Here is a 22,772-nt window from a genome sequence, read left to right as displayed (position 1 = left end):
ATGGGGGAGGATGACGCCGTGGCGAGACCGACGTTGCAGTTCCTCAAGCGCAAGGGTCACAACCTCACGCTCACCGACGAGGCCGGCCAGAAGCACCGGGCCACCATCACCCAGGTGGAGACGGACTCCGTCGCGGTCCGCGAAGAAGGGTCCTTCACCTTCGGCTACTGCAAGAGCTGCAACTGGGTCGGTGCGGCCCGGAGGGCACGAGGCAAGGCCCGGCGCGACGCCGAGGCGCACCTGCCCGAGTGCAGCGGCAACGGCAAGGTGCGGATCGGCACCACCAACGAGTGACGCCTGCCCGGCGTCAGGTCCGCCTGCCTGGCGTCAGCTCCTCTGAGGTGGCTGGGCGCCTAGTCGAGCGAAGCGCCGATCACGGCCGCAGTCCCCGCCCAGGACAGCACCATCCAGAGGACCAGGCCGCGCTCGAGCTCGTCGTTGCGGCGGCTCCGGCGCAGCCCGACGACGAAGCCGAGCACACCCACGACCAGGGCGGCCCATCCGAGCACGGTGACCATACGAAAAGCGTGCTCCTGAAATCGGCGACCGTCCAGCGTCGGTCACCACGCGGCATACCTCGGCTGTGGCGCATGATGGGCACGACGGCGGACCGAGCCGACCACCCACGGAAGGACCCCGAATGGCGACCACGCACTTCACCGTCCACACGAGCCTGTCGCCGAGCGAGACCCTGGCGGTGATCACGGACTTCGGCCCCGACCGGGCGCGCTGGTGGCCGAACGTGGACGACGCCCACTTCGCCGTCCACGACCAGGGGCCGGACTGGGCCGAGGTGACCGAGGGGACCGGCATGGGCTGGGAGCGCGAGCGGTACTCGTGGGACGCCGCGGCCGGCACCGTCACCATCGAAACCCTCGACTCGAACCTCTGGGGCCCCGGCAGCAGCTGGCACTACGAGCTCACCCCGGCGGCCGGCGGCACCGACCTGCGGGTCACCCTCAACCGGAAGCCGAACTCCTTCAAGGGCAAGCTGGTCGCCGGATTGATCCCCCTCGTGGGCGCGCGCACACTGGCCAAGCAGTTCGAGACCGTGCTCCGCCGGGCCGAGACCCGCTGACACCCCGCGGAATCAGCCGGTCACAGGGAGCCGACGGGGGGACTCGAACCCCCAACCCCTTGTTTTTGCGCGCCACTCTTCCGACTGTTCTGGTTGATACCGATCGCCGCCTCGATCGTGCACAACGAGGCTGCCGCAAGTAGCGGTCGTCTCGCTGCCGTAGCGGACAGTTCGGCGGCAAAGCGGTGGGCAAAGCGGTGGGTGCGGCGCGCACGGGAGCCGGCAACGCGGGTCTGCGCATTGACCCAAAAGGAAGCGCGTTGGAAGGTGACCGGCTGCGATGCCGGTACGGAAGTCAGCTTCACGGGTTTGCAGACGGGAGTATCCCGGAAGGTGCTGGCTGGGGCTTACGGCAGCCATGCGCGCGCCCGCTCCGTCCGTCATCAGCGCAGTAGACGGTGAGCTGAGCCTGAGTTGAGAGCAGCGTCCTGGAATCTGGCCAGGGCGCTGCTTTCCTGTGCCGCCCTCGGCGCGGCCGCGCCCGGAACGGCCGCCAGGCCGCATGCCCGGCACGGCCGCGCCGCAGGCGCGGCTCGCGGCGAAGCCGCGTTTAAGCCAGTAAAGAAAGTCCTCACCGCCGGAGCTCCGGTGCTCTGTCCGACTCCGCTGCTCCGCTGCTTCAGAGCTGTGGAGTTCCGGGCGAGGGCTAGAAGCACCTAGGGCGGCGTTAGTTGTCCCGGGTGCTTTGCTGGGCCAACCGTTGGTCCTCGGTCATTCCTCCCCACACTCCGTACGGCTCGCCCGCCTTGAGGGCATAATCACCGCAACACTGCAGCACTGGGCATCCGTGGCAAACCGCGATGGCCTGAGACCCGCGGGAACGACGCTCAGCGCCCCGCTCGCCCTCGGGATGGAAGAAGAGCTCGGGGTTTGCCTCCCGACATGCGCCCTCCAACTGCCATTCCCACACGTCGGCGACAGGGCCCGGCAGACGTGCTGCTCGAACCATGGCGACCTACTCTCCGCGGCGAGGCGCCGCCACCGTTGGGCCCAATGCAGAGGCGACACGTTCTACCTATTGCCGAGGCCTTGTCGAACGAAGTCGCTCGCCCACCAAGAAGCCCCGCCGAATCAATCGGCCCGATATGGGACCGATCGCTTGGCGTCGGAACGGCTGTCACCCCTGCAGGCGGCCACGATCTCGTCAAGGGCGCCCCGCCGCATCGCTTCGGCGAGGCAAGCCACGGCATCCGGTGTAACGGCTAAACCCAGTTGCGCAGCCCTGATCGCGAACGGCGTGACCATGTCCCGCAGCAACCCGTGCTCGGCTCCGGCAAGCTTCCCGACCATGTAGCCGGAACGTTCCTCTTGGGTCCTACGCCTTGCTGGGTGTCCCTGCGCGCCGACATCGTCTCCGCCAATATCTTCGGGCATCATGGCTGATTCTCCTTCGGGTCTTGGATCGCAGCTCGAGCAGGAGTCGATCCGGTGGGGACCAGTGGGGGCACGATGAATCGGCCGAATCCACCGGGAGGCTGGCAGACTGGCCGCCGCTCCGGAGGGCGCGGTGATCCTGCGGGACCGTGTGGAACCGCCGCCCGACGGTCCCCGGTTGTGACTGCTCTGGGGCGCTGGTGCGTGGGATGCAAGGCTGTGGGGAGACCTTGGTCATCAGTGGCCTCGGAGGGCTTCGTTGGATCCCGTGTCGGCCATCCGGGTCGCAGCGTCAGTGCGGTCAGGTCCCGGACTGCCCGTGGTCCCGCGCAGCACAAGCTCCGTTGGCGCTGTCACGTTCACGGCCGGAATGGTTGGGTTCCGCACTCGCTGGAGGAGCATCTCGGCAGCCATCTCACCCTGAGCCTGGAGGTCCTGTCGCATGGTCGTGAGGTCCATGACGTCCGAGAACACGTGGTCGTCAATGCCGATGACCGACAAGTCGTGCGGAATTCTCAATCCAAGACGCCGTGCGGCCTGAAGGACCCCCATCGCCACTTCGTCAGAGACTGTCATCACCGCTGTCGGACGGTCCGGGGCCCGAAGCAGCTCTCTGACGGCGATTGAAGCCGAAAGAGCAGTCCACCCAGCGTCGATGATGAAGTGCGCTGGGTAGGAAAGGCCATGATGTGCAACGGCTTCCCTGAAGCCTTGCAGGCGTTGTTGCGACGCTTGGGTTTGACCGATGGTGTCCGGCCTGATGCCCACGAAGGCAATACGGGTATGGCCTAGCCCGATCAGGTGTTCCGTGGCCAAGCGAGCTGCGCGGGCGTCATCGATCCGAATCAGGGAACGCCCTGGAACGGGGGTCCCGACAGCCACCAGGGGAAGGTCAAGCCGGTCGAGCATCTCCAGCTCCCCCTCGTCAACCGGGACGTGGAGCGCGATGACGCCGTCGACACGCTTGAGCAACATCGTCTGAGACAGTCGCCGGCGGGGGTTGCCACCTTCATCTTCCAGGTCCACGAGAAAGACCATGTGATCGTGTTGTCGCAACCTGCGGTCAATGCCCCTGACCAAGGTCGCGAAATCCCAACGTGTCCGCGAAGGTGCGACGACGGCGATGACCTTGGTCCGGCCCGAGGCAAGCGATGCCGCTGTGGGTGAGGCAACGAAATCCATCTCCGATGCCAACCGCTGGATCCTGTCACGCGTTTGAGGGCGAACACTGTCCATCCCTCGAAGGGCACGGGAGACAGTGGCAACGGACACACCCGCTGCGTGGGCTACATCCTTGATGGTGCTCACGGAACTGCCTGCCCAGGGTCCCGATGTTCCCCGTGCTGGTGCTGCGAGGTTGGTCTAATCATCAGCGGCGCCCACCTTCATGATCGGCCAGACCCTGCCCGGCCCGAGGCGCTGTCGGGCCCTGCCCGCCCTTCTGGTCGCTGTGAGCTGGGTGGTCGAGTGCGCAGTCGCACTTGTCCACGGACCTGCCGTCCTCGATCCAAAGGTTCCGCATGGAACGCGCATGTACTGATGTCATTGACAAGCACCCTCGCTGTGAGCGGTCGCAATCAACATGCGACCTTGATCCAGCACCAGCTCAATCCCCCTTGCAGTTAGCGACCCACAGGCTGGCGCACATCGTGTCCGACCACCGCTGCGACCGCCGCAGTTCTCGCCCGACACGGAAGCCATCCGAGGCAACTTTCCTGTGCCGGCTAACCCACCCCCAACGAAGAAGGGGCCCGATGTGAGCTCCCAGCGAGAAGGATGCCCCAGGATCCTCGAAACATGGCTAACGGTCTGTTGCCTCACGGGCACCGTCGCAAACCGCGCCGAAGTTGCGCCGCTGCCTCATTGCGTTGATAGCCAAGGAGACTGATTGCCCGGGCGACCCGCTCACGCGTCTCTCCTCGCACGTGGGGCTCATTGTTGATGACCCTCGAGACCGTCTTGGCACTCACGCCGGAGACCCGCGCAACGTCATGGATAGTCGGTCGGCTCCTCGGCTCTGCGCCGTTTTGCGGCGTGGCCGTCACAGCGCGCGCCCTGCGATGGCGAGTGGTTCGCGGTCAGCGCGGATGGTCGGGGTGTTCATGACGTGACCACCCAGGCCGCGGAGTTCGGGGGGAGAAGGTCGCCCTGACCCTCGGTTACGGATCGCAGGAGGACCTGCCCGACCGGCAGGCGCGCCGGCTCGCTGCCCGTGTTGAGCCAGCACTCGACGTCGCTGCGTCGGAAGGCCAGTATGCCCGCTGGGGAGTCCAGCCACTTCTCGCGGGTCTGGGGGCGCACGTGATCCAGCCCCCGAAGCGCCCGTGAGACGGTGGCGACAGACACACCTGCCGCGGCTGCCACATCTGTGATTGTGGTCATGGGAAGGCCTGCCTAAGGGTGAGGACTCTCGCTTCAATGAAGGTAGCTGTTGCCGGGCCCACCAGAGTCGGCTGGACCCTGCCACCGGCTTGGGTAAGTCGATTTCGGTCTATCGGGCTAGGGCGTTGGCCTTCGCGGTGTCGCCCAACCAGCGCAGACTGGGCTTCGCGGTGCGGATGAATGTGTTTCGGTCGACCGCGATGAGCCCGAAGGTGGGCCGGTAGGACCCCCACTCGTAGTTGTCCAGCGCCGACCAGTGCAGGTACCCCCGGACAGTGATTCCCTCGTCGAGGGCTTGGTGGAGCGCGGTCAGGGCACCGTGGGTGTATGCGATGCGGCGGGTGTCGTCCGCGGTGGCGATCCCGTTCTCGGTGACAAGGATCGGGACACCACGGGTGAGATCCCACGCGTTGCGGATCCCGTAGCCCAGCGCTGATGGGTAGTACTCCCAGCCGGTCAGGGTGGTCTCAGAGTCCTGGGGTACAGGGCGAGGCCCATTGGGGCCAATGACGGTGCGGGTGTATGCCTGCACGCCGACCCAGTCGTCGCCGCGTGCCGCTTCGAGGAAGAAGTCCTCGATGGCGTAGCTGTAGCTGTGAGCGAGGACCTCGCCACCGGGTTCGGCTTGGACGGCCTGGGTGGCGATCGCCCACCCGGACCTGATGCGGGGCACCGATGACAAGACGTCGCGAGCACGCTTGTGAACCTCGACGAGGACGTCCGAGACCTGAGGGTCAGACTGAGGCAGGTTGCCCAAGAGTCCTGTGGCGTCCTGCCGTGTGCTGCTGGCGATCATGTTGGGTTCGTTGATGGTGCACACCCAGTGCACGCCCTCGGAGACCACTGGCAGGATCGCTTCGGTGAACCGCGCGAACAGGTCGGCGGCGTCAGGGTGGCGCCATCCTCCTTCGGCGGCCAACCACTGCGGGATGGTGAAGTGGTGCAGGGTCACCACCGGATTCAGGCCATGCTCATGGCAGGTGTCGACCATGCGCCGGTAGTGATCGATCTCGGCGCGGGAAAAGTAGTCGGGTTCTGGTTGGATCCGACACCATTCCAAGCTGAAGCGATAACTGTTTAGGCCCGCGTCGGCAAGCAATCGCATGTCTTCGGGGTAGCGGTGGTAACTGTCGCAGGCGTCGCCGCTGCGGTCGGCGATCGCTGGGTCTCCACGGGTTTCGCGGGCCCACCAGTCACTGTTGGTGTTGTTGCCTTCGGTCTGATGACCTGCCGTGGCCGCACCCCAGAGGAAGTCTTCGGGGAACCTGAGCGGGGACGCTGGTGAAATGGGAGTGCTCCTTCTGGGTCTAGGGGGAGGATTCAACGCCGGTGCCTAACCCAGCTCGCCGCTGCAGCCCTACGGCGCGTCGACGGGCTACTTGATGCCGGCTGACGCGACGCTCTGGATGAAGAACCGCTGCAAGGCGATGAATAGCAACACGATGGGAGTGATGACCAACGTGGATCCGGCAAGAAGCAGCCCGTAGTTGGTGGCTTGCTGGCCAGTGGAGAACAGTGACAGAGCGACCGGAAGCGTGTACTTGTCCTCACTCTGCGCCGCGACCAGCGGCCACAGGAAGTTATTCCACGAGCCCAGGAACGTCAGGATGCCCAGGGTGGCCAGCGGCGGTCCGCAAAGCGGGAGTACCACCCGGAAGAAGGCCCCAAACTCCCCGAGTCCATCCAACCGCGCCGCCTCGAGGAGCGAGTCGGGGATGCCCTGGATGAACTGGCGCATCAGGAACACCCCGAGCGGGGAGGTCAGGAACGGGAGGATCAACGCCGGGTAGGTGTTGATGAGACCCAGCTTGCCGACAAGGACGAACAATGGCACGAACGTGACCACGCCTGGAACCATCAGGGTGATCATCACCAGCACGAACAGCAGGCGTTTCCCCGGAAAGTCCATCTTCGCGAGGGCGTAACCCACCATGGAGCAGAAGAGCAGGTTGCCGAGTACGGTGAAGACGGCGACGATCAGACTGGTCAGGAAGAAGGTGCCGATGTGCAGCTCGCCGAACCACGTTGTGTAGTTGCTCAGGGTGGGGTGCTGGGGGATGAAGCCGGTGGGGTTGCGGAGGATCTCACCCTGGGTCTTGAACGAGCCGAGCAGCATCCAGGCGAACGGCAACAACGTAATCGCTGCAGCCACGACGAGGGCCGCGTAGGTGAGCAGAGGTCCGTGATTTGACCTTCGTGGGCGACGGCGGGTCCTAACGGAGCGCGCACCGCCCGGCTCGAGAGCCGGCGGGGTGTCTTGGTTGATGGTCATGGGACTCTCGCCTCAATCCTGGGATCGTAGGGCTCGGAACTGGACCAGGCTCAGCAGTGCGATCGCCACAAACAGCACGTAGCTGGCAGCGGAGGCCTCCCCGTACTTCCCGAAGCCGAACTGGTTGTAGGTGAAGTAGCTGACGGACAGGGTCGAGTCCAGAGGACCGCCCTTGGTCATCACGAACGGCTCCTCGAAGAACTGCAGGTATCCGACCGACATCAGGACGGCCCCGAGCAGCAAGGTTGGGCGCAGCAGTGGAAGGGTGATCTTGCGGAATCGCGTCCATGCTCCGGCCCCGTCCACCAGGGCGGCCTCCTGGACCTCTTCGGGGATGTTCTGAAGCCCGGCCAGGAAGATGATCATCAAGGTGCCCATGTTGCGCCAGACCGCCATCAGGATCAGCGACGGCATCGCCAAGGTGGTGCTGTTGAGCCAGTCCGGGCCGCTGATGCCGACCACGCCAAGTGCGGCGTTGAGCAGACCCTCGGGCTGCAGAATGAACCGCCAGACGACTGCCACGGCGACAATGCTCGTCACGACTGGGGTGTAGAAGCCGACCCGGAATGCGGTTCGGAATCGGGTGATCCCGCTGTTGAGCGCGATCGCCAAGGCCAGGGCCACGATCATCGTCAGCGGAATCCCGATCACGACGAAGTAGCCGGTATTGATCATCGACCGGATGAACTGTGGGTCGCCGAACAGGCTCGTGTACTGGTCGATCCCGACGAACCCGACCGCGAACGGATTGGCGACGTCGCGGCTAGTGAAGTCGGTAAACGACATCGCGAACGACGACACAAGCGGGAGCAGCATAAAGACGCCGAAGATCAAGACGAACGGTAATGCGAAGGTCCACCCGATCAGGCCCTGCTTGCGCCGACGGGCTCGGGCTGAGTTCGGCCCGTTCCCGTCGGCGCGCGCAGGCAGGGCGTTGGTCGTCACTACTTGCCCGTGCCGATCGAGTCGGCCTTGCTCTGCAGTGTCTTGAACGCCGCGGACGGGTCGAGGTTGGCCTTGACCATCTGCTCCAGAACAGAGTCAGCGGCCGCGCTCACCTGCGTCCACGTGGTCAGCGACGGCGGCGAGTTGGTGTCCTTCAGCTGCTCCCCGAACACGGCGAGCTTCACATCGCCAGCCAGGGCTTTGTCCTGCCATGCGGCCTGCGCGGCCGGCAGGTCGCCGGTGGCCTTCTGCCACTTGACCTGGGTGTCGGGCTTGGAGAGGAACTGGATGAACTTCCACGCGGCATCACGGTTCTTGCTCTTCTTGAACACCGTAAGGATCGAACCGCCGACGAACGAGGTTGCGCTGGTCTGCTTGGGCAACGGAGCCACCGCATACTTCTCATCGAACCCGGGACCGCCAGCCTCGTTCAGAGAGCCGATCTGAGCCGGGCCTTCTATGAACATGGGAACCGACCCGTCGACGAAGGCCGACTCGGCCGCACCGGCACCGATGGTCGGGGTCTTGTTCGCGATGCCTTCGGTGAAGAAACTCTGGTAGTACTTGTAGGCGTCGACCCATTGCGGGGTGTCGAAGGTCCACTTGGTGCCGTCAGCGTTCAGCATCTGGGCGCCATTCGACCAAGGGAAGGTCAGCGACCCCTGGAAGGAGTCGGACCCGCCGGCCGGGAGCCGGATACCCCACTTGGCGCCGGCCTGGGTCTGCATCCCCTTGGCCATGGCCTTGAGCTCGTCCCAGGTCTTGGGGGCAGCAGAGAAGCCGGCCTTCGCGGCCAGGTCCTTGCGGTAGTACAGGACGCGGGTGTCGACGTACCACGGCACCCCGTACGCAGTTCCGTTCACCTCGGTGGACTTGACCGAGCCCGGGAAGAAGCCGGTGGTGTCGATCCCGCTCGGCGTCGGGTCGAATGCGTCCGAGAAGTCGCCCATCCAGGTCGTGCCCATCTGCGCCACGTCAGGAGTGGAGCCGCTGGCGATCGAGGTCTGGTACTTGTTGTGTGCGGCGTCCCAAGGGATGGCGGTGACGTCAACCTTCACCCCCGGGTTTGCAGCCTCGAATTCCTTCGCGAGGGCGGGCAGACCAGCGCCCTCCGCGCCCTGTGCCCAGACGGTCACAGTGCCGGTGGCCGGTCCCGACGAGAGCGACTTGCCGGGGGTTTCTCCTCCGGCTGGTGACGCGGTGCGCCCGCAGGCTCCAAGCGCCAGGGCCGCAAGCGCCACCGCGGCTCCCTTGATGACAGTGCTCCTAGAGAACATCGTTGTCCTTCCATTGACGGTGCGGCGGGCAGTGAGCGCCCTGAAGGGAAGCCGGTTCGGGCCGGCGTCCGAGAGTTCGCAGATCGAACTCGAGCACGACCGAATCAAAGGGCTTAGATTCCTACGTTGGAGATTTAAGCGCATAGATTGGGCGTTTGGCAAGACCTGACCGTCAACTATTTGACGGCCCGGTACCCCGCCTCAGCGCGGCCAGCGCCCCTCAACCGCGGCGCCGAACTACGCGGTGCAGCCGCAGCTCTCGCGCAGCACCAAACTCGCAGACAGCTGTCGATGTTCGGGGGCACGGTCCCGAGCACCTAGCTGATTGATGAGTACGTCAACCACGGCGCGGCCCATCTCCTCCATTGGCTGCCGGACCGTGGTCAGCATCGGACGAGACACCCGCCCGGCAAGGATGCCGTCGAAACCGGTCACCGCAACATCTCGCGGAGCCTGAAGCCCATGGGCGGCCACGGCGTCCATGACCGTCAGAGCGGTGACATCGTTGCAGCAGACCAGCCCTTGCGGCACGGCTCCTCGGCTGATCAGATCCGGCACCTGTGCCTTCGACAGCGGCCGCTGGGGCGCAGGCAGTCCGGCGGAAATCAGCGCCAACCTGAACCCCTCAAACCGAGCCCTGTTATCTGACGTTGGCGCGTCACCGACGAACTGTAGTTCCACAAGCTCGTGCACCTTCAGAAGGTGATCCGTAAGGGATCGCATTGCCGTGACGTTGTCGACCGTGACATGGCCGAGCTGGTCACTGAAGGCCTCAGCCCCCAGCTCCACAACGGGAATACGCCGCGCGATCTGGAGGAGTACCTCGTGTGGCACGGTGTTTGGGAAGACCGCCAGACCGTCCACGCGACCGGCGATATCTGCAACCACCGCCTCACTGTCGGCTCGCCCGCCACCGTTGAGCAACAGCGCATACCCACGCGCCCAGCACTCTAGCTCGATGCCTCGCTGGACTTCATCGACGTACAAGGGAAATGATCGAATCAAGGTGTCGCCGGCGTCGCGGCCCTCGGCAACCGATCGCGCCGGCCCGTCCATAGGCCGGGAGGCGTCGCCTTGCTCGATCAGGTAGTCGAAGGCGAACAAGCCGAGGGCGCCAGTCCGGCCATGGGCCAGGCCGCGTGCGCTCGCACTTGGCACGTAGCCCAAATCCTGGGCTGCCGCCAGAACCCTCTCACGCGTGGCCGGCTTCACCTTGTCCGGACGGGTGTAGGTGAAGGACACCGTTGCGATCGAGACAGACGCGCGCTCGGCAACGTCGTACACCGTCGGGCGTCTGGCAACCATAAGAAGACCCTTCCGCCCACAGACCATCTATGCGCTTCAATGAACTATATCTTCAGCGCACGAGACCCGGAGGAACCGGCATACCCCTGGCGCGCGTTGCTGAACCCGAGGACCTCGACACCTCATTTCCGAGTCGACGCTCGTGCAACTTCGCCGTGGAGCCAGTGACCGGATGTATCCCTCGCGATGGCCGGGTGTTCGCTGAGCCATGTCAGGCGGGCCTCCTCTGAACCGGTGGACAGGCAGCAACGGCACAGCCGCGACGTACGCTTAAGGGCTCTAGGGAGGGGCTCGCCACGTCCGGCGGTGGGTGCGCTGTTAGCCAGCCGAACCCGCGAGCACGAGGTCATCGCGGTGAGTTGTGCAGCCCGGTCGGAAGCCACAGGCGCCGCTATAGAGCACCACCGGTGTCACCAACTCCACCAACCTGCTCGCCGCGGAAGTGCAGCCACCTGAGCGCATCCAGGCGGCCAAGACCGCCGCCCGCTGGCGTCCGCTGCTCGGGATTGCCGGATCCCATCGGGCTGGACCTACACATCCCAGTCGAGATCGGCGGTGATGTCGGCGACGACTCTGGCCGGTTGCTCCTGGGTCGACGACTGGGTCGCTCCGAGCGATCCAGGATCGTCGACGCGGTGGTCGTGGCACAAATTCAGTCCGCTCCGACGAGGCGTCGATGGGTCTGGCCTCACCAAAGGATTGGCGAGCCGGCCGCGACGTGGGAATTGAGACGGGGCCGATCAAGTCAGGCTTCGACCGAGGCCAGGGTGCAGAAATCGCGGCCTGTGTCGGTGTCCGAGTCGTAGCTGACGGCGACCGAGACCGGTTGGCTCCACGACCTGTCGTCGCCATCACATAGAGCGGCTGGAGCACGGTCGCAGCGCTTACGTCGGGGTGTCAGGTGCGGACGGTGCGACTCTGGGCTCGGGGTAGTGGCGTACTCCCGTCTCGACAGGTCTCAGCACGCCCAATAGGGGCCCAACGCGGATGGCAGACAGAGAGTAAACAAACCGTAAGGACTCATCTCAAACCCGGACAATTAGTGGACTGAGGGTGTATCGGACGCCTTAATGGTGGGCGCGGGTGGCCACTCGCACCAACCGATTGGGGACGATCATGAACACCCTGAACACCACTCTCGTGTCGGCCGCCAACACCGGAGGCCTGCAGTCCTGGATCAAGGACAACGTCATACCGCTGCTGCTTCTGCTCATCGCGGTGATGCTCTTCGTGCTCGCCCAGCGGGGCGACAACGCCAAGGCGATGAAGGTTGTGGCCGGCGTGGTCGTGGCTCTGGCCGTGCTCGGCATCGCCAGTAGCGGCCAAGCTGACAATCTCGGCGCCTGGATGGCCGGGCTCATCACGGGTTGATCCGATGCGACTCCCCGTGGATGACGAGATCTACAACGTCAACGCCGTCTGGCTGGGTCCACCGAACAAGACCCTGCCATTCCGGGCTCGTTATGTGGCGTACGCCGTGGGCGCCCTCGTCTTCGTCCTCCTGCAGGTCATCGAGAGACGACTAGGCATCGGCCTGGGGTTCTTCAGCCTCGCCTACACCCTGTTGGTTACCGTCGGGCTGACCCGACTCATCCTCAACGTCGTAGACGCAGATCGGCCACTCGGCTCGGTCATCGCCGGTTTTGCCCACGAGGTCGGCGCGCCGCGACAGCGCACCCGACCCACGGTGGGCCTCATACACCCGGCTCGGGTACGTGCCGTCCCCACACGCCTGAGCCGGGCCCAACGCAAGGCAGCCCGCCTGCAAGCCAAGACAGCATCAAGAGAGGCTCTGTCATGAGCAAGCCCGGGATAGCCCTGCGCCGGATCAGCGGCCATTGCACGGTAACCGCCGACCGGATCCTGGCCTGGTACCTCCTCGATCCGCAGGGCTGGTCATTCCGCCCAGACAGTGTGCGCGAGCAGCTGATCATCGACGGTGCGGATGCGTACGCCCAACTGGTCAAGCGTCAGCTGCACATCCGGGTCACGACCAGGCCCTACCCGGTGAGTCGGTGGGCCGCCGCGCACGACGAGAATGCCCCGGCTCCGTTGCCGGGGTGGCGCAACCACCTCCTGACGGACCAGCAGCACCTTTCTGGTCGCAGCATGGCCGACAAGGAGGTCTACGTCGGCGTGGAGATCCCAGCGCGCAAGGGTCTCTACAAGGCGCTCGGCGGGCTGGCCGGCACGTTCTCCGACCGAGAGGTCTCGGCCCTGTCCAAGGAGATCCGCGTCACCGACGAGATCATGGCCGCCCCGGGAATGGACGGTGCACCGGTCACACCCCGCGAGCTGGAATGGCTGCTGCACCGGTCCTGTTCCCTCGGTCTGCCCGCACCACTGACACTCGGGGCTGTCGACGACGGCCGCTGGGAGGAAGAGGACCTGCACGAGTTCACCGACCACGTGCAATGGTTCGCCGAACCGTACGCCCGCACCCTGCGCGTGATCGGGGAAAACGAGAACCAGCGCGTCGAACGGCACGTGTGCGTCCTGTCCGTCGGCAGGATGACCGACCTCGAGATCCCGGCCGGCATCCCGTGGATGCAGCGCACCGACCAGCTCGGCTTCCCGGTCGAATGGTCCGCCCGCGTCACCATCGAGGACTCCGCCAAGGTGGGGATGGCGATGCGTCGCAACATCCAGAAGATCCGCGCCCAGAAGGACCACTACGAGGTCGAGCACCACGAGCCCGCCCCCGGCGCCCTGGACCGTCAGGCCGACAAGGCCCTGGGCGTCGAGGACGAGATCTCGATGGGCCTGTCCGGGTTGTCGACCCGTACCACCGGCTGGTACCGCATTGCGGTCTCCGGAGCATCGGAGGAGGAGGCCCTCGAGCGGGCCAGCCTGCTGCGCAAGCTCTACACGCCCCAGATCACCATCGCCCGCCCTGCGGACCAGTACGCCATCGCCCGGGAGTTCATCCCCGGCGAGAAGCTGGCGTCCACGGCATACAAGCGGCGTATGCCGGTGACCACCCTCGCAGCCGCCGTCCCCGCCGCCACCGCGAAGGTGGGCGACCGGGTCGGGATCCACCTCGGCGAGACGTCCGGTACCAGCGCCCGCGTGGTCACGTGGGAGCCGTGGGAGAGCACCGAGACCCGAGAGGAGTCCGGTCTCGCGGTCCTGTGCGCGGGTCTGGGCGGTGGCAAGTCCACCGCCGGCGGCAACATCATCTACCGCACCGTCATGCAGGGCGTCCCGTGGACCGTGCTCGACCCCTCCGGGCGACTGACCGCGTTGTGCCGTCTTCCCGAGCTCGCGGACGTGTCCCAGGCGATCGACCTGCTCGACGCACCACCCGGAGCGCTGTGCACCTACCGCGTCATCGCCGAACCACGCCGTGAGCACTACGACTCCGAGCTGGACTGGCGCACCGCACAGAACCAAGCCGAGGACACCCGCCGCCTGCTCACCTCGTCGGTGCTGCGGGCAATGCTGCCGCGGCAGCTGCAGGACCACATGCTGACCGAGGTGGCCTTGATGCGTGCCGTCGGTGCCGTATCGGCCAGACACACCGCATCCACCCACGAAGTCGTCGACGCACTAACCCGACTGGACGGAGACCCGGACCTGCGCCGCCACGCCGGGTACATGGCCGACTTCCTGACCGAGGCTGCCAAAACCAGCCACGGCCGGTTGATCTTCCCGTCCGGGTACCAGCAGGACTACGGGCGGGAAGACCCGCTGTTGACCGTGTACAGCCTGCGCGGGCTTGCCCTGCCTGACGAGTCCACCGCCAACAGTGAGGACCTCGACGAGCGACTGTCGATGTGCGTGCTCTACCTCGCCGCGTGGCTCACCCAACGCGGCATGTACCTCGGGGATGTCAACGCCCGCAAGGGAATCTTCATCGACGAGGCGTGGGCGCTGTCCACCTTCAGCACCGGCCGCCGTTTCATCGACCGGGCCGCCCGCGACTCCCGCAAGCACAACACCCGCGTGCTGATGGCCTCGCAGAACCCCGCCGACCTGCTCAAGCTGGACCTGGCCAACTTGATCTCGGCCGCGTTCATCGGCCGCCTCACCGGTGAGGACGCCCAGACCGACGCCCTGCGGTTCCTGCCGGGCATCCGCGACGGGATGGGGTACGAGTCGATCTTCGGCACCCTGTCCCGCCCGACCCGTGAAGGCCGTCGTGGGTCTCGTGAGTTCATCTTCAGCGACGGCACCGGCGGCATCGAACGGATTCGCATGGACCTGTCCGCCCACCCGCGCCTGCTGGCTGCACTCAACACGACCGCCCAGCCTGACCAGGCCCGCAACCGGGTGGCCCGCCCTGAGCTCACCGCCACCCCGACGACAGTCGAGGATGAGTCCGAGAGGGAGAGTGCCTGAGATGGCTGCCCTCCGGGTGGTCGTATGCCGCGCGCTGGCAATCAGCGCGATCCTCGCGGGGGTCGGGGTGGGTCTGGCCGGGGCTGCTTCCGCGGCACCGACCATCCCAGGCGTGCCGGACTGCAAGGACGCACCCACGGCGCAGCTGCCCGGGTCCGGGATCACCGGGTTCCTCGACGAAGGGCCCAAGACCCCACAGGAACCGCGCGACCCGTTCGCCGACCATCCCTCGACCAGCGTGTATGAGCAATACGGGTACGCCGGACTCGGGTGGCACACCTACGATCTTGGCTGCGGTGGTGGCCTGCGCGACGTCGAGGCGAGCATCGACACCGCGACCGGCAACTTCTTGATGTCGGCCGCGACGTGGGGTGCCGCAGCGACCAACGGGCTGCACAACAAGGTTGCCCATCCCGAGGAGTACATGGCCCCGCTCGACGACGTCGTTGCCGGCGTGACGCAGCGGCTGCACGACTCGATCTGGTCCCCATGGGGCGCCACAGCTTTGGTCGGAGTCGGTGCCTTGCTGCTGTTCTACTCGATGAGCGGTCGACTGTCGTCGGTGACCTCCGCCGCCGCCTGGGCACTGCTGGTGCTAGCGATCGTCGCCGGCATTGGCCAGTACCCGACCCGGGTCGCCACCTTCTTCGATAGCACCGTCACCTCGAGCGTCTCGGCGATCAGCAGCGGCGTCAGCGGCCTGAGCAACCTGCCCGCCTCGTCCGACCCCGCACGCGCCCAGGGCGCCTTGGTGGTCGACCGCGTCCTGTACGACAACTGGCTGCGCGGCGAGCTCGGCTCCACCGATTCCCCCGCGGCCAAGAAGTGGGGCCCGGATCTGTTCAAGGCCAGCGCCTTCAGCTGGGCCGAAGCCCGCCAGGCAGAGCAGGACCCCGATGCGGGCAGGCGGATCGCCGAGAAGAAGGCCGAGAACTGGAAGAAGACCGCCGCCGAGATCGAGAAGAAGGACCCGGTCGCGTACGGCTACCTGCAGGGCAAGGCCGGTGGTCGCGCAGGAACCGGTGTGATGGTCGCACTCGGGTCAACCTTCAGCCTGCTGTTCCGGCTAGCCGCTGACATCTTCCTCTTTGCCGGCTTGGTCATGCTGCGGTTCCTGGTCATGCTGTTCCCCGCCATCGCCGTGGTTGGGGTCATGGCCCCGATGGCATCGATCGTGCGGCGCGTGTTTAGCATGGGCGGTGCCGCCGTCGTCAACGTGGTCGCGTTCTCGGCCGGGTCCGCGGTACACGCCACGATCATCTCCGCAGTACTGTCCCGCGCCACCACGACCGGCATGGGCGTCCTGGGCATCGTGCTGTGCATGGTGGCGACCGTGGCCGCGTTCATCGTGCTGTTCCCACTGCTGTCGTTCACCAACATCCTCGGTCACTCCGGAGGCCCACGCTGGGCCAAACGTGGCGGGCGTGAGATCTGGAACTACACCTCCAGGCGACTGGCCACCCAACACGGCGTCGACGCAGCCAACGAGGATGCCAACCAGAACCAGAAGGCCGATGGCGACGAGAAGGCAGCCGCGCAGGACAACGGTGTCCACCGTCGCTACCGACACACCGGGCTTCCCGCCGAAGCCTTCGGACGACCCGCCCACTTCCCCACCGTCGCCGATTCCGAGAGGGCTCTGCCGGTGCCGCAACACCTGCAGCTCAGCTCGGTTGAGGCACCCAGGCCCGCGCACTCCGTCACCGCGAACCAAGAGCCCGTCTTTGCCCCCGATTCTGCCGAGGCGGGCGCCGATCGCGAGGGCCCGGCATACGCCCTCGCTGGTGAAGTCCGGAAGACGCAGCCGCCGCCCGATCCTGTGACCGTCCGAGCCACAAGCGGAGAGACCCCGATCAGTGGACGGATCGTCCCTCAGATCCCAGCGGACGCCCGGGAGATCCCGAACCTCGCCCACGACTCGCACACGCAGTTCCGGCGTGACGGTGTCGGGCCGCGCCTCTACGACCCCGACACCAAGCAGACGGTCCTGAGCCTTCAGAAACGAGCGGAGGAATGAATGCCGGAGGAGTCGGCCGTGCCGTGCGATGGCCGCTGTGGTCATGGCGCAACCTGACCGTGACGGCCGTTCTGGCTCTCGTCCTGCTCGCTGCCCTCGGCCGCCTGACCAACGGAGTGGGAGCCTCGGCTGCGCCTGCCCCGCGGACATCCCTGACCGCGTCCGTGCCTACAGTGCCCGCCGCGCCGGCCACCTCCAGCGCCCCGACGACAGCCGGATCGGTTGCCGCGAGCCCGAGTTCAACCACGCCAGCCAAGGTCTCTGCTGAATCCCCGGTGGCGGTGGCCACCGCGTTCGTCACTGCCTGGTCCACCACTACACACGGCGAAGCCTCATGGCTGGCTGCGATGAAACCGTGGGGAACCCCATCCCTTCTTTCGTCCCTGACAGGAACTGACCCAGCCCAAGTCCCAGCCACCCGAGTCACCGGTGACGCCGCCCTGAAGTCGATCAAGGGCGCCACCGCCACGGTCAGCGTGCCAACCGACGGGGGCCGCATCGCCGTCGACCTGGTCAACCAGAGCGGCACGTGGAAAGCCAACACGCTCGCCCCGGACGACGCCCCACCCGGTGCCCCGACCCCGTCGCTGTCACCAGCCACAGCGACTTCAGGGAACTGACATGCCGGCCCCGCTGGTCGCAGCCGCCGCGCAGATGGCCCGCAAGGTCGTCGTGCGTCGCCTCATCCGCCTAGGGCTCATAGTCCTGCCCGTGGTCATGGTCGGCGCCCTCGCGACGGGCCTGATCGTCCTGCTGCTGTTCACCACCGGAGAAAGCGACTCAGGCACGGCCCAGGCCGCCGGGAACTGCACCACCGCCACCACAGCCTTCGCTGCGACCTCAGCCGCCAACGCCCAAGACCTGAGCGGGGAGCAGCTCGCCAACGCCCAGACCATCGTCGCGGTCGGCCGCCAGCTCAACGTCCCCGCCTACGGCTGGGTCATCGCCGTCGCAACCGCCCTTCAGGAGTCCAGCCTCACCAACCTCGACCACGGTCACCTCGACAGCCTCGGCCTGTTCCAGCAACGCGCCGGCTGGGGCTCAGACGCCGACCGGCTCAACCCAGAGACCGCCGCACGGATGTTCTACGAAGGCGGCAAGGGCGGCCAGAAGGGGCTGGTCCAGATCCACGGCTTCGAGGCCATGCCACTCACGAGAGCGGCCCAGGCTGTACAGGCCAGCGCTTTCCCCGACGCCTACGCCCGATGGGAACCCCTCGCGCAACAGATCGTCGCCAACCCGGCCGTCCTGTCCGCCACCTGCTACACCACTGCCGACTACACCGGCGACGGCACCCAGGGCTCCAACGCAGTCGCCTCAGCCCTGCAGTTTCTCGGCACTCCCTACAGCTGGGGCGGTGGAGGCATCGGCGGGCCAGGGAACGGATTCGGCCCGGGTAGCGCAACCGTCGGCTTCGACTGCTCCTCCCTGGTCCAATACGCCTACCACCAGGCCACCGGACGGACACTCCCCCGGGTCACCGACGCTCAAGCCGCCGCCCTGCCCCACGTTCCTCCTGGCTCTCACCTTCGAGCTGGCGACCTGCTGTTCTTCCACTCACCCGGCGACGCGCCCGGCAGCTACCACCACGTCGGCATCTACGACGGGCAAGGCGGGATGGTCCACGCACCACGCACAGGCAAGACGGTCGAGGTCGTCCACGACGTACTAAAGGATCCCTACTACTCGTCCCAACTCGCACTGGTCGCCCGCCCCGACGGCACGACGGCCGAGGTTGAATCAGGATCCCGGCAATGACGGGCGCAGAGTTCGACGATCTCGCTGAGGCAGAAATGACCGATCGTAATGGCACGGTGGGGCGCCTCAACGACCACTTCCCGGCACTTTTGATCCGCCGCGCCCTCGGCCTCAACGAGCCCCTCACAGGGCGACGGGCTCGGTTCCTGATGACCAGCTATACCCATGACGGCAACTGGCTTGCCCACGGCTGGAAAGACAGTCTCCGGATCGTCTCGGAAGTGGTCCCCAAGGTCAGAGGCGTTGACGAGCCCGCCGTCTGGGTCCAAGAGGAGCGGGACTACTACGGCGATTGCGAGAGCACCAATCGCTTCGCCGTCGGGCGTTCACGCGTTTGGGTTGAGCAATATGTCTCCTCCACGACTCCGGCCGAAGACCCGGGGTCGGTCGTCTGGCTGGACAACCTCAACAGGGACCCCAACACACCAGAGCTCCGAACCCTTCACTCAGTGCAAGGACACCCCAACCCCGTGGGCGCCCGCGTCGTCGTTGCAGGGGACAGCGTCGAAACCGATCTACGAGCAGTCAGCCCCGTCCGCATGACCAACGACGGCGACCTCGCCATCACCGTCATGGCCGAGCGCGACTGGTACCGATGGGCGCGCCACTACCCAGCCGAACCTCACCCAAGCCTGCGTTGGGAGCACGCCTCCAACGTCTGGGTCGAGTAATCCCATGCTCGCCGTCTGTATGGTGGTCCTATGCATATGTGCATCGGACGGCTCCATGGGTGACCTGGCTCCCAACGCAAGGGTTGGAAACGAGCTGCGCGGCATCCGCGAGCAGGCGGGGCTGTCGGGGTCGGCAGTGGCCCGCGAACTCGGGTGGTCCCAATCCAAGGTCTCTCGCGTCGAGACCGGCCGGTTCGGCGCCTCGATCGGCGAGGTCGCGACCCTGTTGGACTACTACGGCGTTGCAGAAGAGATCCGTGCCGAGATCCTCAGTTGGGTAGCTCGAGACGATGGTGCGCAGGGAGCTTGGGTCGTCAGGGCTGGTGGTCCACGGCGTCGCCAAGCCGAGGTCGGTGCGGTCGAGGCACGGGTGAAGCGACTCCTGCAGTACCAGGCCCTGTGGTTCCCAGGCCTGCTTCAGTCGCCCTCGTATGCGAACGCGATTGCCAAGTCCGGACGGTTCCCATCACCAGAGGGCATCGCTGCACGACGACAGGCGCGACAGGACGCTCTCCGGAACCGGCGCAGGGTGGTGTACCAGGTCGTCGTCGAGCAGGATGTTCTCGAGCGAAGCCCCGGCAGCCGGGCCACGATGCACGAGCAGCTGAGCGCCGTCCTCGATGTCGTCGACGAGGGGATCGTGGACCTTCGCATCCGACCCGCCCAAGGTGACCGGGCGGCATACGCAGCAGGCTCCTTCGTCCTCTATGACTTCGCCAAAGGCACTCCAGTCGTCCTCGTAGAAGCGCAGACGGCCGATCTGTATCTGTCGTCCGAGACCGACGTGGCTGCCTATCGACGACTGTTTCGCGATCTCCAACGAGACGCGCTCGACAAGGACGCCTCACGGCTCCTGATCGAAAGGACTCGGCGTCAACTGGCGTCGTGAACCCATCTGAGGGGAAATCCGATGGATGAGAAGTGGCACAACGCTCATTGGCGCAAGAGCGTCCTGAGCGACAGCGGCGGATGTGTGGAGATCGCCTTCGCCGACGGCACCGTTGGTGTGCGTGACACGAAGGCGCAGGGCAACGGCCCGATCCTGGAGTTCAACGAACGCGAGTGGCGTGCATTCACCGGCGGCGTCGCACTCGGCGAATTCGAGTACGACAAGCTGCGCACCACCTGATGAGCAATCCTGTGGACATGCGTCAGCCTGTCGAGACCCCCGGAGTCGGCGGTCTCGGCAGGCTGCTCGCATCCACGGGAGTATCGATCGCAGGCCAAGGCATGGTCATCGCGGCCGTCCCCCTGCTTGCGGCATCCATCACCCGCAACCCCGTCGGGGTTTCACTGACCGTCGCGGCCGGGTATGCCGCGTGGCTGGCTGTGGGGCTCCCCGCTGGGGCCCTCGTGGACCGATGGCCACGGCGAAGAACCATGGTCTTGGCCGACATAGCGAGGGCCGTGCTGCTGGCCGGACTCGCCATCGCTGTAGCTCTTGATGTCGCATCGCTGTGGATGCTGGTCCTGGTTGTCTTCGCGATCGGCGTGGCGAGCTGCTTCTTCGACCCCGCGGCACAAGCAGCCATCCCCCAGGTGGTCGGTCGCGAACCGGGTGTTCTCGCGCGGGCAAATAGCCGCCTGTGGTCACTCGACCTAGTCGGTCGGTCGCTGATAGGACCGCCCCTCGGTGCCGCCCTCTTCGCGCTGGCCATGGTGTTGCCATTCGCCGGCAACGCCCTCACCTTCGTGGTGTCGGCTCTGCTGCTGGCGGGACTGGGTGCCATCGACCGTGCCGAGGGCCGATCAGCGGTCCCCGCGGGAGTGCGCGCCTCCGTGAGGGAGGGGGTGCGGTTCCTGTGGGGGCACCGTGAGCTGCGGGTGCTGACCCTCGGGATGGCCAGCTTCAACCTGACCTACAACATCGCCTTCGCGCCCTTGGTCCTCTTCGCGCAGGACCGCCTCCACCTGGGCGACCAGGGCTTCGGCCTGCTCCTCGCCATGATCGCAATTGGTGGTCTGCTCGGGGCTTGGCTGGCTCCGCGTATTCAGCGACGCATGACGAGCCCTCACGCCTACGCCTACGGCCTACTTGCGCAGGGCATCGCGTGGGGCGCCATGTGGCTATGGCCAAACCGTTGGCTCGCCGGCGCCGCTCTCGCGCTAATTGGGCTGGCTAGCATGACGGTCACCGTCATCGGAGCCTCAGCGCGCCAGAGCCTCACGCCGGACGACCTCCTTGGACGGGTAAGTGCCGGGACGCGGACGCTCGGCCTCGGGTCCGCTGGCCTAGGGGCACTCCTTGGCGGGCTGGTCGGCAATGTGGCCGGGCTCGGGGCGCCGTTGGTCCTGGCGCTGGCCTCCGCCCTCGCAACAGCGACCTACTTTGTCAGCGTCCGCACGGGCCCGTAGTCCGCACTGGCATGGGACGCGGCGCTTTCAGCGACGGCGACCCAGATCCGCCAGAATCCCGCACTGACGCAACACATCACGACGTCGACGACGAAGTTGGTCAAGCTCTAGCGCCGGCGGGACACGATGAACCTTGCCGTGCCCCCAAGGGCGGTCGATGCGATGTCTGTTCCAGCGGGTTTCGGTGCAAGCGACTAAGAGTCGCTCAGCCGCGGCAACGGTCGCAGAGCTGATCTCGCTGACCGGGCCAGAGGTTCGTCACCTGCTCGCCCACCTCGTCTAGGCCCACTTGCCGCCGACCGCAGCCACTTTGGACTGGTCGCACTGCCGACGACAACACCGGGCCCCACGAGGCTCGATCTCACTTGGACGCTGGCCGCCAATCGTCACGAAACCCCGGCCACCACCGACGTCCAGCAGTAGCATCGAGCCTCGGCAGGGTTCGAGGGGGAGCGATGGGTGCGCCAGGGCTGGTGAGTGGCTGTCTGCCGATGGGACGCTGGACTGTGACCGAGGCCGAGGCAGAGGCACTTTGCGCTACTCCTGATGAGGCTCGGCGCCGTGAGATCTGGCAGGAGTGGCAGCAGCTCACGACGTCTGTTCGGAGCTGCGTCGGGGAGGTCGCTGCCTGCTGGCTCTCGGGGAGCTTCTTCACCGACAAGCCCATTCCCGCCGACCTTGACTGCGTGTACTTCATCGACAACGCGCTGCTCGCCAACGCTCGTACGGACGCCTCCCGAGCGGCATTTCTGCAGATCGTCGCCACCAAAGACGAGGTGAAAAAGCAGTTCGGTCTGCGGCTCGACTCGTTCATCGTGGACTGGATGCCGCTCCCAGGCGTCGACGCAGGCACAGTGTTCCGGCAGAGGAACTACCTCATGCCGCGCGGCTACTGGGATGACCTCTGGAGCCGGATGAGAGACCCCGACCCTAGACTGGAGTCGGTGCCTCGTCATGGGTACCTGGAGGTGATCCTCGATGGCTACAAGTGAAGAGC

Annotated in this window: 24 protein-coding genes; 13 read left to right on the top strand and 11 right to left on the bottom strand. The window is 66.1% G+C overall.

Annotated features, from left to right (window positions below; all coding sequences use genetic code 11):
- Positions 1 to 18 precede the first annotated feature (18 nt).
- Positions 19 to 294 carry a hypothetical protein gene (locus tag ASG95_RS21130; protein ID WP_200961862.1) on the top strand — a complete coding sequence of 92 codons (276 nt, stop codon included), beginning with the start codon at positions 19 to 21 and terminating at the stop codon, positions 292 to 294.
- Between the two features lie 59 nt (positions 295 to 353).
- Here the strand turns inward: ASG95_RS21130 and ASG95_RS21125 are convergent, their stop codons facing one another.
- Positions 354 to 518 (bottom strand): hypothetical protein, encoded by a 165-nt coding sequence (locus ASG95_RS21125; RefSeq protein ID WP_157581702.1) that lies wholly within the window; start codon positions 516 to 518, stop codon positions 354 to 356.
- Positions 519 to 640: 122 nt separating this feature from the next.
- On the opposite strand from ASG95_RS21125, the gene ASG95_RS03005 reads away from it, so the two are divergent.
- A complete protein-coding gene (locus ASG95_RS03005) occupies positions 641 to 1,078 on the top strand; it encodes an SRPBCC family protein (RefSeq protein ID WP_056922141.1) in 438 nt (145 codons plus the stop codon).
- A gap of 667 nt (positions 1,079 to 1,745) precedes the next feature.
- On the opposite strand, the gene ASG95_RS20665 is transcribed toward ASG95_RS03005, so the two are convergent.
- From ASG95_RS20665 to ASG95_RS02995, 3 genes are all read right to left on the bottom strand, one after another.
- Entirely contained in the window at positions 1,746 to 2,027 is a 282-nt protein-coding gene (locus ASG95_RS20665; protein WP_082592288.1) for a WhiB family transcriptional regulator, read from the bottom strand.
- Positions 2,028 to 2,149: 122 nt separating this feature from the next.
- The gene (locus ASG95_RS03000; protein WP_057376510.1) at positions 2,150 to 2,455 is read right to left on the bottom strand and encodes a hypothetical protein; all 306 of its coding nucleotides are present in this window, start codon (positions 2,453 to 2,455) and stop codon (positions 2,150 to 2,152) included.
- Positions 2,456 to 2,689: 234 nt separating this feature from the next.
- A complete protein-coding gene (locus ASG95_RS02995; protein WP_235544119.1) occupies positions 2,690 to 3,532 on the bottom strand; it encodes a LacI family DNA-binding transcriptional regulator in 843 nt (280 codons plus the stop codon).
- On the opposite strand from ASG95_RS02995, the gene ASG95_RS21940 reads away from it, so the two are divergent.
- Complete coding sequence (locus ASG95_RS21940; RefSeq protein ID WP_235544262.1) at positions 3,519 to 3,671, top strand: hypothetical protein; 153 nt, start codon at positions 3,519 to 3,521, stop codon at positions 3,669 to 3,671. The two genes, ASG95_RS02995 and ASG95_RS21940, sit on opposite strands and share 14 nt — an antisense overlap.
- A 598-nt stretch (positions 3,672 to 4,269) precedes the next feature.
- Here ASG95_RS21940 and ASG95_RS20660 read toward each other — a convergent pair.
- The 7 genes from ASG95_RS20660 to ASG95_RS02965 form a co-directional block, all read right to left on the bottom strand.
- A complete protein-coding gene (locus ASG95_RS20660; RefSeq protein ID WP_082592286.1) occupies positions 4,270 to 4,497 on the bottom strand; it encodes a LacI family DNA-binding transcriptional regulator in 228 nt (75 codons plus the stop codon).
- Between the two features lie 55 nt (positions 4,498 to 4,552).
- Positions 4,553 to 4,834 carry a LacI family DNA-binding transcriptional regulator gene (locus ASG95_RS22300; protein ID WP_082592285.1) on the bottom strand — a complete coding sequence of 94 codons (282 nt, stop codon included), beginning with the start codon at positions 4,832 to 4,834 and terminating at the stop codon, positions 4,553 to 4,555.
- Positions 4,835 to 4,943: 109 nt separating this feature from the next.
- On the bottom strand, positions 4,944 to 6,158 hold the full coding sequence (locus ASG95_RS02985; RefSeq protein ID WP_369820352.1) for a glycoside hydrolase family 1 protein: 1,215 nt from the start codon (positions 6,156 to 6,158) through the stop codon (positions 4,944 to 4,946).
- Positions 6,159 to 6,209: 51 nt separating this feature from the next.
- Positions 6,210 to 7,106 (bottom strand): carbohydrate ABC transporter permease, encoded by an 897-nt coding sequence (locus ASG95_RS02980; RefSeq protein ID WP_082592284.1) that lies wholly within the window; start codon positions 7,104 to 7,106, stop codon positions 6,210 to 6,212.
- A 12-nt stretch (positions 7,107 to 7,118) separates the two neighbouring features.
- Positions 7,119 to 8,051, bottom strand: coding sequence for a carbohydrate ABC transporter permease (locus ASG95_RS02975; RefSeq protein WP_157581701.1), 933 nt, complete (start codon positions 8,049 to 8,051; stop codon positions 7,119 to 7,121).
- A complete protein-coding gene (locus ASG95_RS02970) occupies positions 8,051 to 9,328 on the bottom strand; it encodes a sugar ABC transporter substrate-binding protein (RefSeq protein ID WP_057376508.1) in 1,278 nt (425 codons plus the stop codon). The genes ASG95_RS02975 and ASG95_RS02970 overlap by 1 nt, the downstream gene beginning before the upstream one ends.
- Before the next feature lie 237 nt (positions 9,329 to 9,565).
- Positions 9,566 to 10,612, bottom strand: a complete 1,047-nt coding sequence (locus ASG95_RS02965; protein ID WP_235543284.1) for a LacI family DNA-binding transcriptional regulator — start codon at positions 10,610 to 10,612, stop codon at positions 9,566 to 9,568.
- Between the two features lie 1,137 nt (positions 10,613 to 11,749).
- On the opposite strand from ASG95_RS02965, the gene ASG95_RS02960 reads away from it, so the two are divergent.
- The 10 genes from ASG95_RS02960 to ASG95_RS02915 all read left to right on the top strand — a co-directional run bounded on the left by ASG95_RS02960 (position 11,750) and on the right by ASG95_RS02915 (position 22,767).
- On the top strand, positions 11,750 to 12,004 hold the full coding sequence (locus ASG95_RS02960; RefSeq protein ID WP_056922327.1) for a hypothetical protein: 255 nt from the start codon (positions 11,750 to 11,752) through the stop codon (positions 12,002 to 12,004).
- A gap of 4 nt (positions 12,005 to 12,008) precedes the next feature.
- Positions 12,009 to 12,434, top strand: coding sequence for a hypothetical protein (locus ASG95_RS02955; RefSeq protein WP_057376506.1), 426 nt, complete (start codon positions 12,009 to 12,011; stop codon positions 12,432 to 12,434).
- The gene (locus ASG95_RS02950) at positions 12,431 to 14,974 is read left to right on the top strand and encodes an ATP-binding protein (RefSeq protein WP_082592283.1); all 2,544 of its coding nucleotides are present in this window, start codon (positions 12,431 to 12,433) and stop codon (positions 14,972 to 14,974) included. The genes ASG95_RS02955 and ASG95_RS02950 overlap by 4 nt, the downstream gene beginning before the upstream one ends.
- A gap of 1 nt (position 14,975) precedes the next feature.
- Positions 14,976 to 16,991 (top strand): MFS transporter, encoded by a 2,016-nt coding sequence (locus tag ASG95_RS02945; RefSeq protein ID WP_057376504.1) that lies wholly within the window; start codon positions 14,976 to 14,978, stop codon positions 16,989 to 16,991.
- 621 nt (positions 16,992 to 17,612) lie between these two features.
- Positions 17,613 to 18,749: a C40 family peptidase gene (locus tag ASG95_RS02940; RefSeq protein WP_057376503.1), complete on the top strand. Its 1,137-nt coding sequence runs from the start codon at positions 17,613 to 17,615 to the stop codon at positions 18,747 to 18,749.
- Positions 18,746 to 19,420 carry a hypothetical protein gene (locus ASG95_RS02935; protein ID WP_057376502.1) on the top strand — a complete coding sequence of 225 codons (675 nt, stop codon included), beginning with the start codon at positions 18,746 to 18,748 and terminating at the stop codon, positions 19,418 to 19,420. The genes ASG95_RS02940 and ASG95_RS02935 overlap by 4 nt, the downstream gene beginning before the upstream one ends.
- Positions 19,421 to 19,475: 55 nt before the next feature.
- A complete protein-coding gene (locus ASG95_RS02930; protein WP_057376501.1) occupies positions 19,476 to 20,309 on the top strand; it encodes a helix-turn-helix transcriptional regulator in 834 nt (277 codons plus the stop codon).
- A 21-nt stretch (positions 20,310 to 20,330) separates the two neighbouring features.
- The gene (locus ASG95_RS02925) at positions 20,331 to 20,549 is read left to right on the top strand and encodes a DUF397 domain-containing protein (RefSeq protein WP_057376500.1); all 219 of its coding nucleotides are present in this window, start codon (positions 20,331 to 20,333) and stop codon (positions 20,547 to 20,549) included.
- Positions 20,550 to 20,566: 17 nt separating this feature from the next.
- Positions 20,567 to 21,775 carry an MFS transporter gene (locus tag ASG95_RS02920; protein WP_162259347.1) on the top strand — a complete coding sequence of 403 codons (1,209 nt, stop codon included), beginning with the start codon at positions 20,567 to 20,569 and terminating at the stop codon, positions 21,773 to 21,775.
- A 506-nt stretch (positions 21,776 to 22,281) separates the two neighbouring features.
- Positions 22,282 to 22,767: a hypothetical protein gene (locus tag ASG95_RS02915; protein WP_057376498.1), complete on the top strand. Its 486-nt coding sequence runs from the start codon at positions 22,282 to 22,284 to the stop codon at positions 22,765 to 22,767.
- Positions 22,768 to 22,772: the final 5 nt, after the last annotated feature.

The sequence above is a fragment of the Phycicoccus sp. Soil803 genome (genome assembly GCF_001429685.1).
Lineage (GTDB): Bacteria > Actinomycetota > Actinomycetes > Actinomycetales > Dermatophilaceae > Pedococcus.
The sequence above is the reverse complement of the archived record's forward strand: the minus strand, read 5'-3'. Positions and strand labels throughout refer to the sequence as shown.

Coding starts and splice junctions, on each gene's coding strand:
- ASG95_RS21125 (WP_157581702.1), bottom strand. CDS start 518: ATGGTCACCGTGCTCGGATGGGCCGCCCTGGTCGTGGGTGTGCTCGGC.
- ASG95_RS03005 (WP_056922141.1), top strand. CDS start 641: ATGGCGACCACGCACTTCACCGTCCACACGAGCCTGTCGCCGAGCGAG.
- ASG95_RS20665 (WP_082592288.1), bottom strand. CDS start 2,027: ATGGTTCGAGCAGCACGTCTGCCGGGCCCTGTCGCCGACGTGTGGGAA.
- ASG95_RS03000 (WP_057376510.1), bottom strand. CDS start 2,455: ATGATGCCCGAAGATATTGGCGGAGACGATGTCGGCGCGCAGGGACAC.
- ASG95_RS21940 (WP_235544262.1), top strand. CDS start 3,519: ATGCCCCTGACCAAGGTCGCGAAATCCCAACGTGTCCGCGAAGGTGCG.
- ASG95_RS22300 (WP_082592285.1), bottom strand. CDS start 4,834: ATGACCACAATCACAGATGTGGCAGCCGCGGCAGGTGTGTCTGTCGCC.
- ASG95_RS02980 (WP_082592284.1), bottom strand. CDS start 7,106: ATGACCATCAACCAAGACACCCCGCCGGCTCTCGAGCCGGGCGGTGCG.
- ASG95_RS02970 (WP_057376508.1), bottom strand. CDS start 9,328: ATGTTCTCTAGGAGCACTGTCATCAAGGGAGCCGCGGTGGCGCTTGCG.
- ASG95_RS02960 (WP_056922327.1), top strand. CDS start 11,750: ATGAACACCCTGAACACCACTCTCGTGTCGGCCGCCAACACCGGAGGC.
- ASG95_RS02955 (WP_057376506.1), top strand. CDS start 12,009: ATGCGACTCCCCGTGGATGACGAGATCTACAACGTCAACGCCGTCTGG.
- ASG95_RS02950 (WP_082592283.1), top strand. CDS start 12,431: ATGAGCAAGCCCGGGATAGCCCTGCGCCGGATCAGCGGCCATTGCACG.
- ASG95_RS02945 (WP_057376504.1), top strand. CDS start 14,976: ATGGCTGCCCTCCGGGTGGTCGTATGCCGCGCGCTGGCAATCAGCGCG.
- ASG95_RS02940 (WP_057376503.1), top strand. CDS start 17,613: ATGCCGGCCCCGCTGGTCGCAGCCGCCGCGCAGATGGCCCGCAAGGTC.
- ASG95_RS02935 (WP_057376502.1), top strand. CDS start 18,746: ATGACGGGCGCAGAGTTCGACGATCTCGCTGAGGCAGAAATGACCGAT.
- ASG95_RS02930 (WP_057376501.1), top strand. CDS start 19,476: ATGGGTGACCTGGCTCCCAACGCAAGGGTTGGAAACGAGCTGCGCGGC.
- ASG95_RS02925 (WP_057376500.1), top strand. CDS start 20,331: ATGGATGAGAAGTGGCACAACGCTCATTGGCGCAAGAGCGTCCTGAGC.
- ASG95_RS02920 (WP_162259347.1), top strand. CDS start 20,567: ATGCGTCAGCCTGTCGAGACCCCCGGAGTCGGCGGTCTCGGCAGGCTG.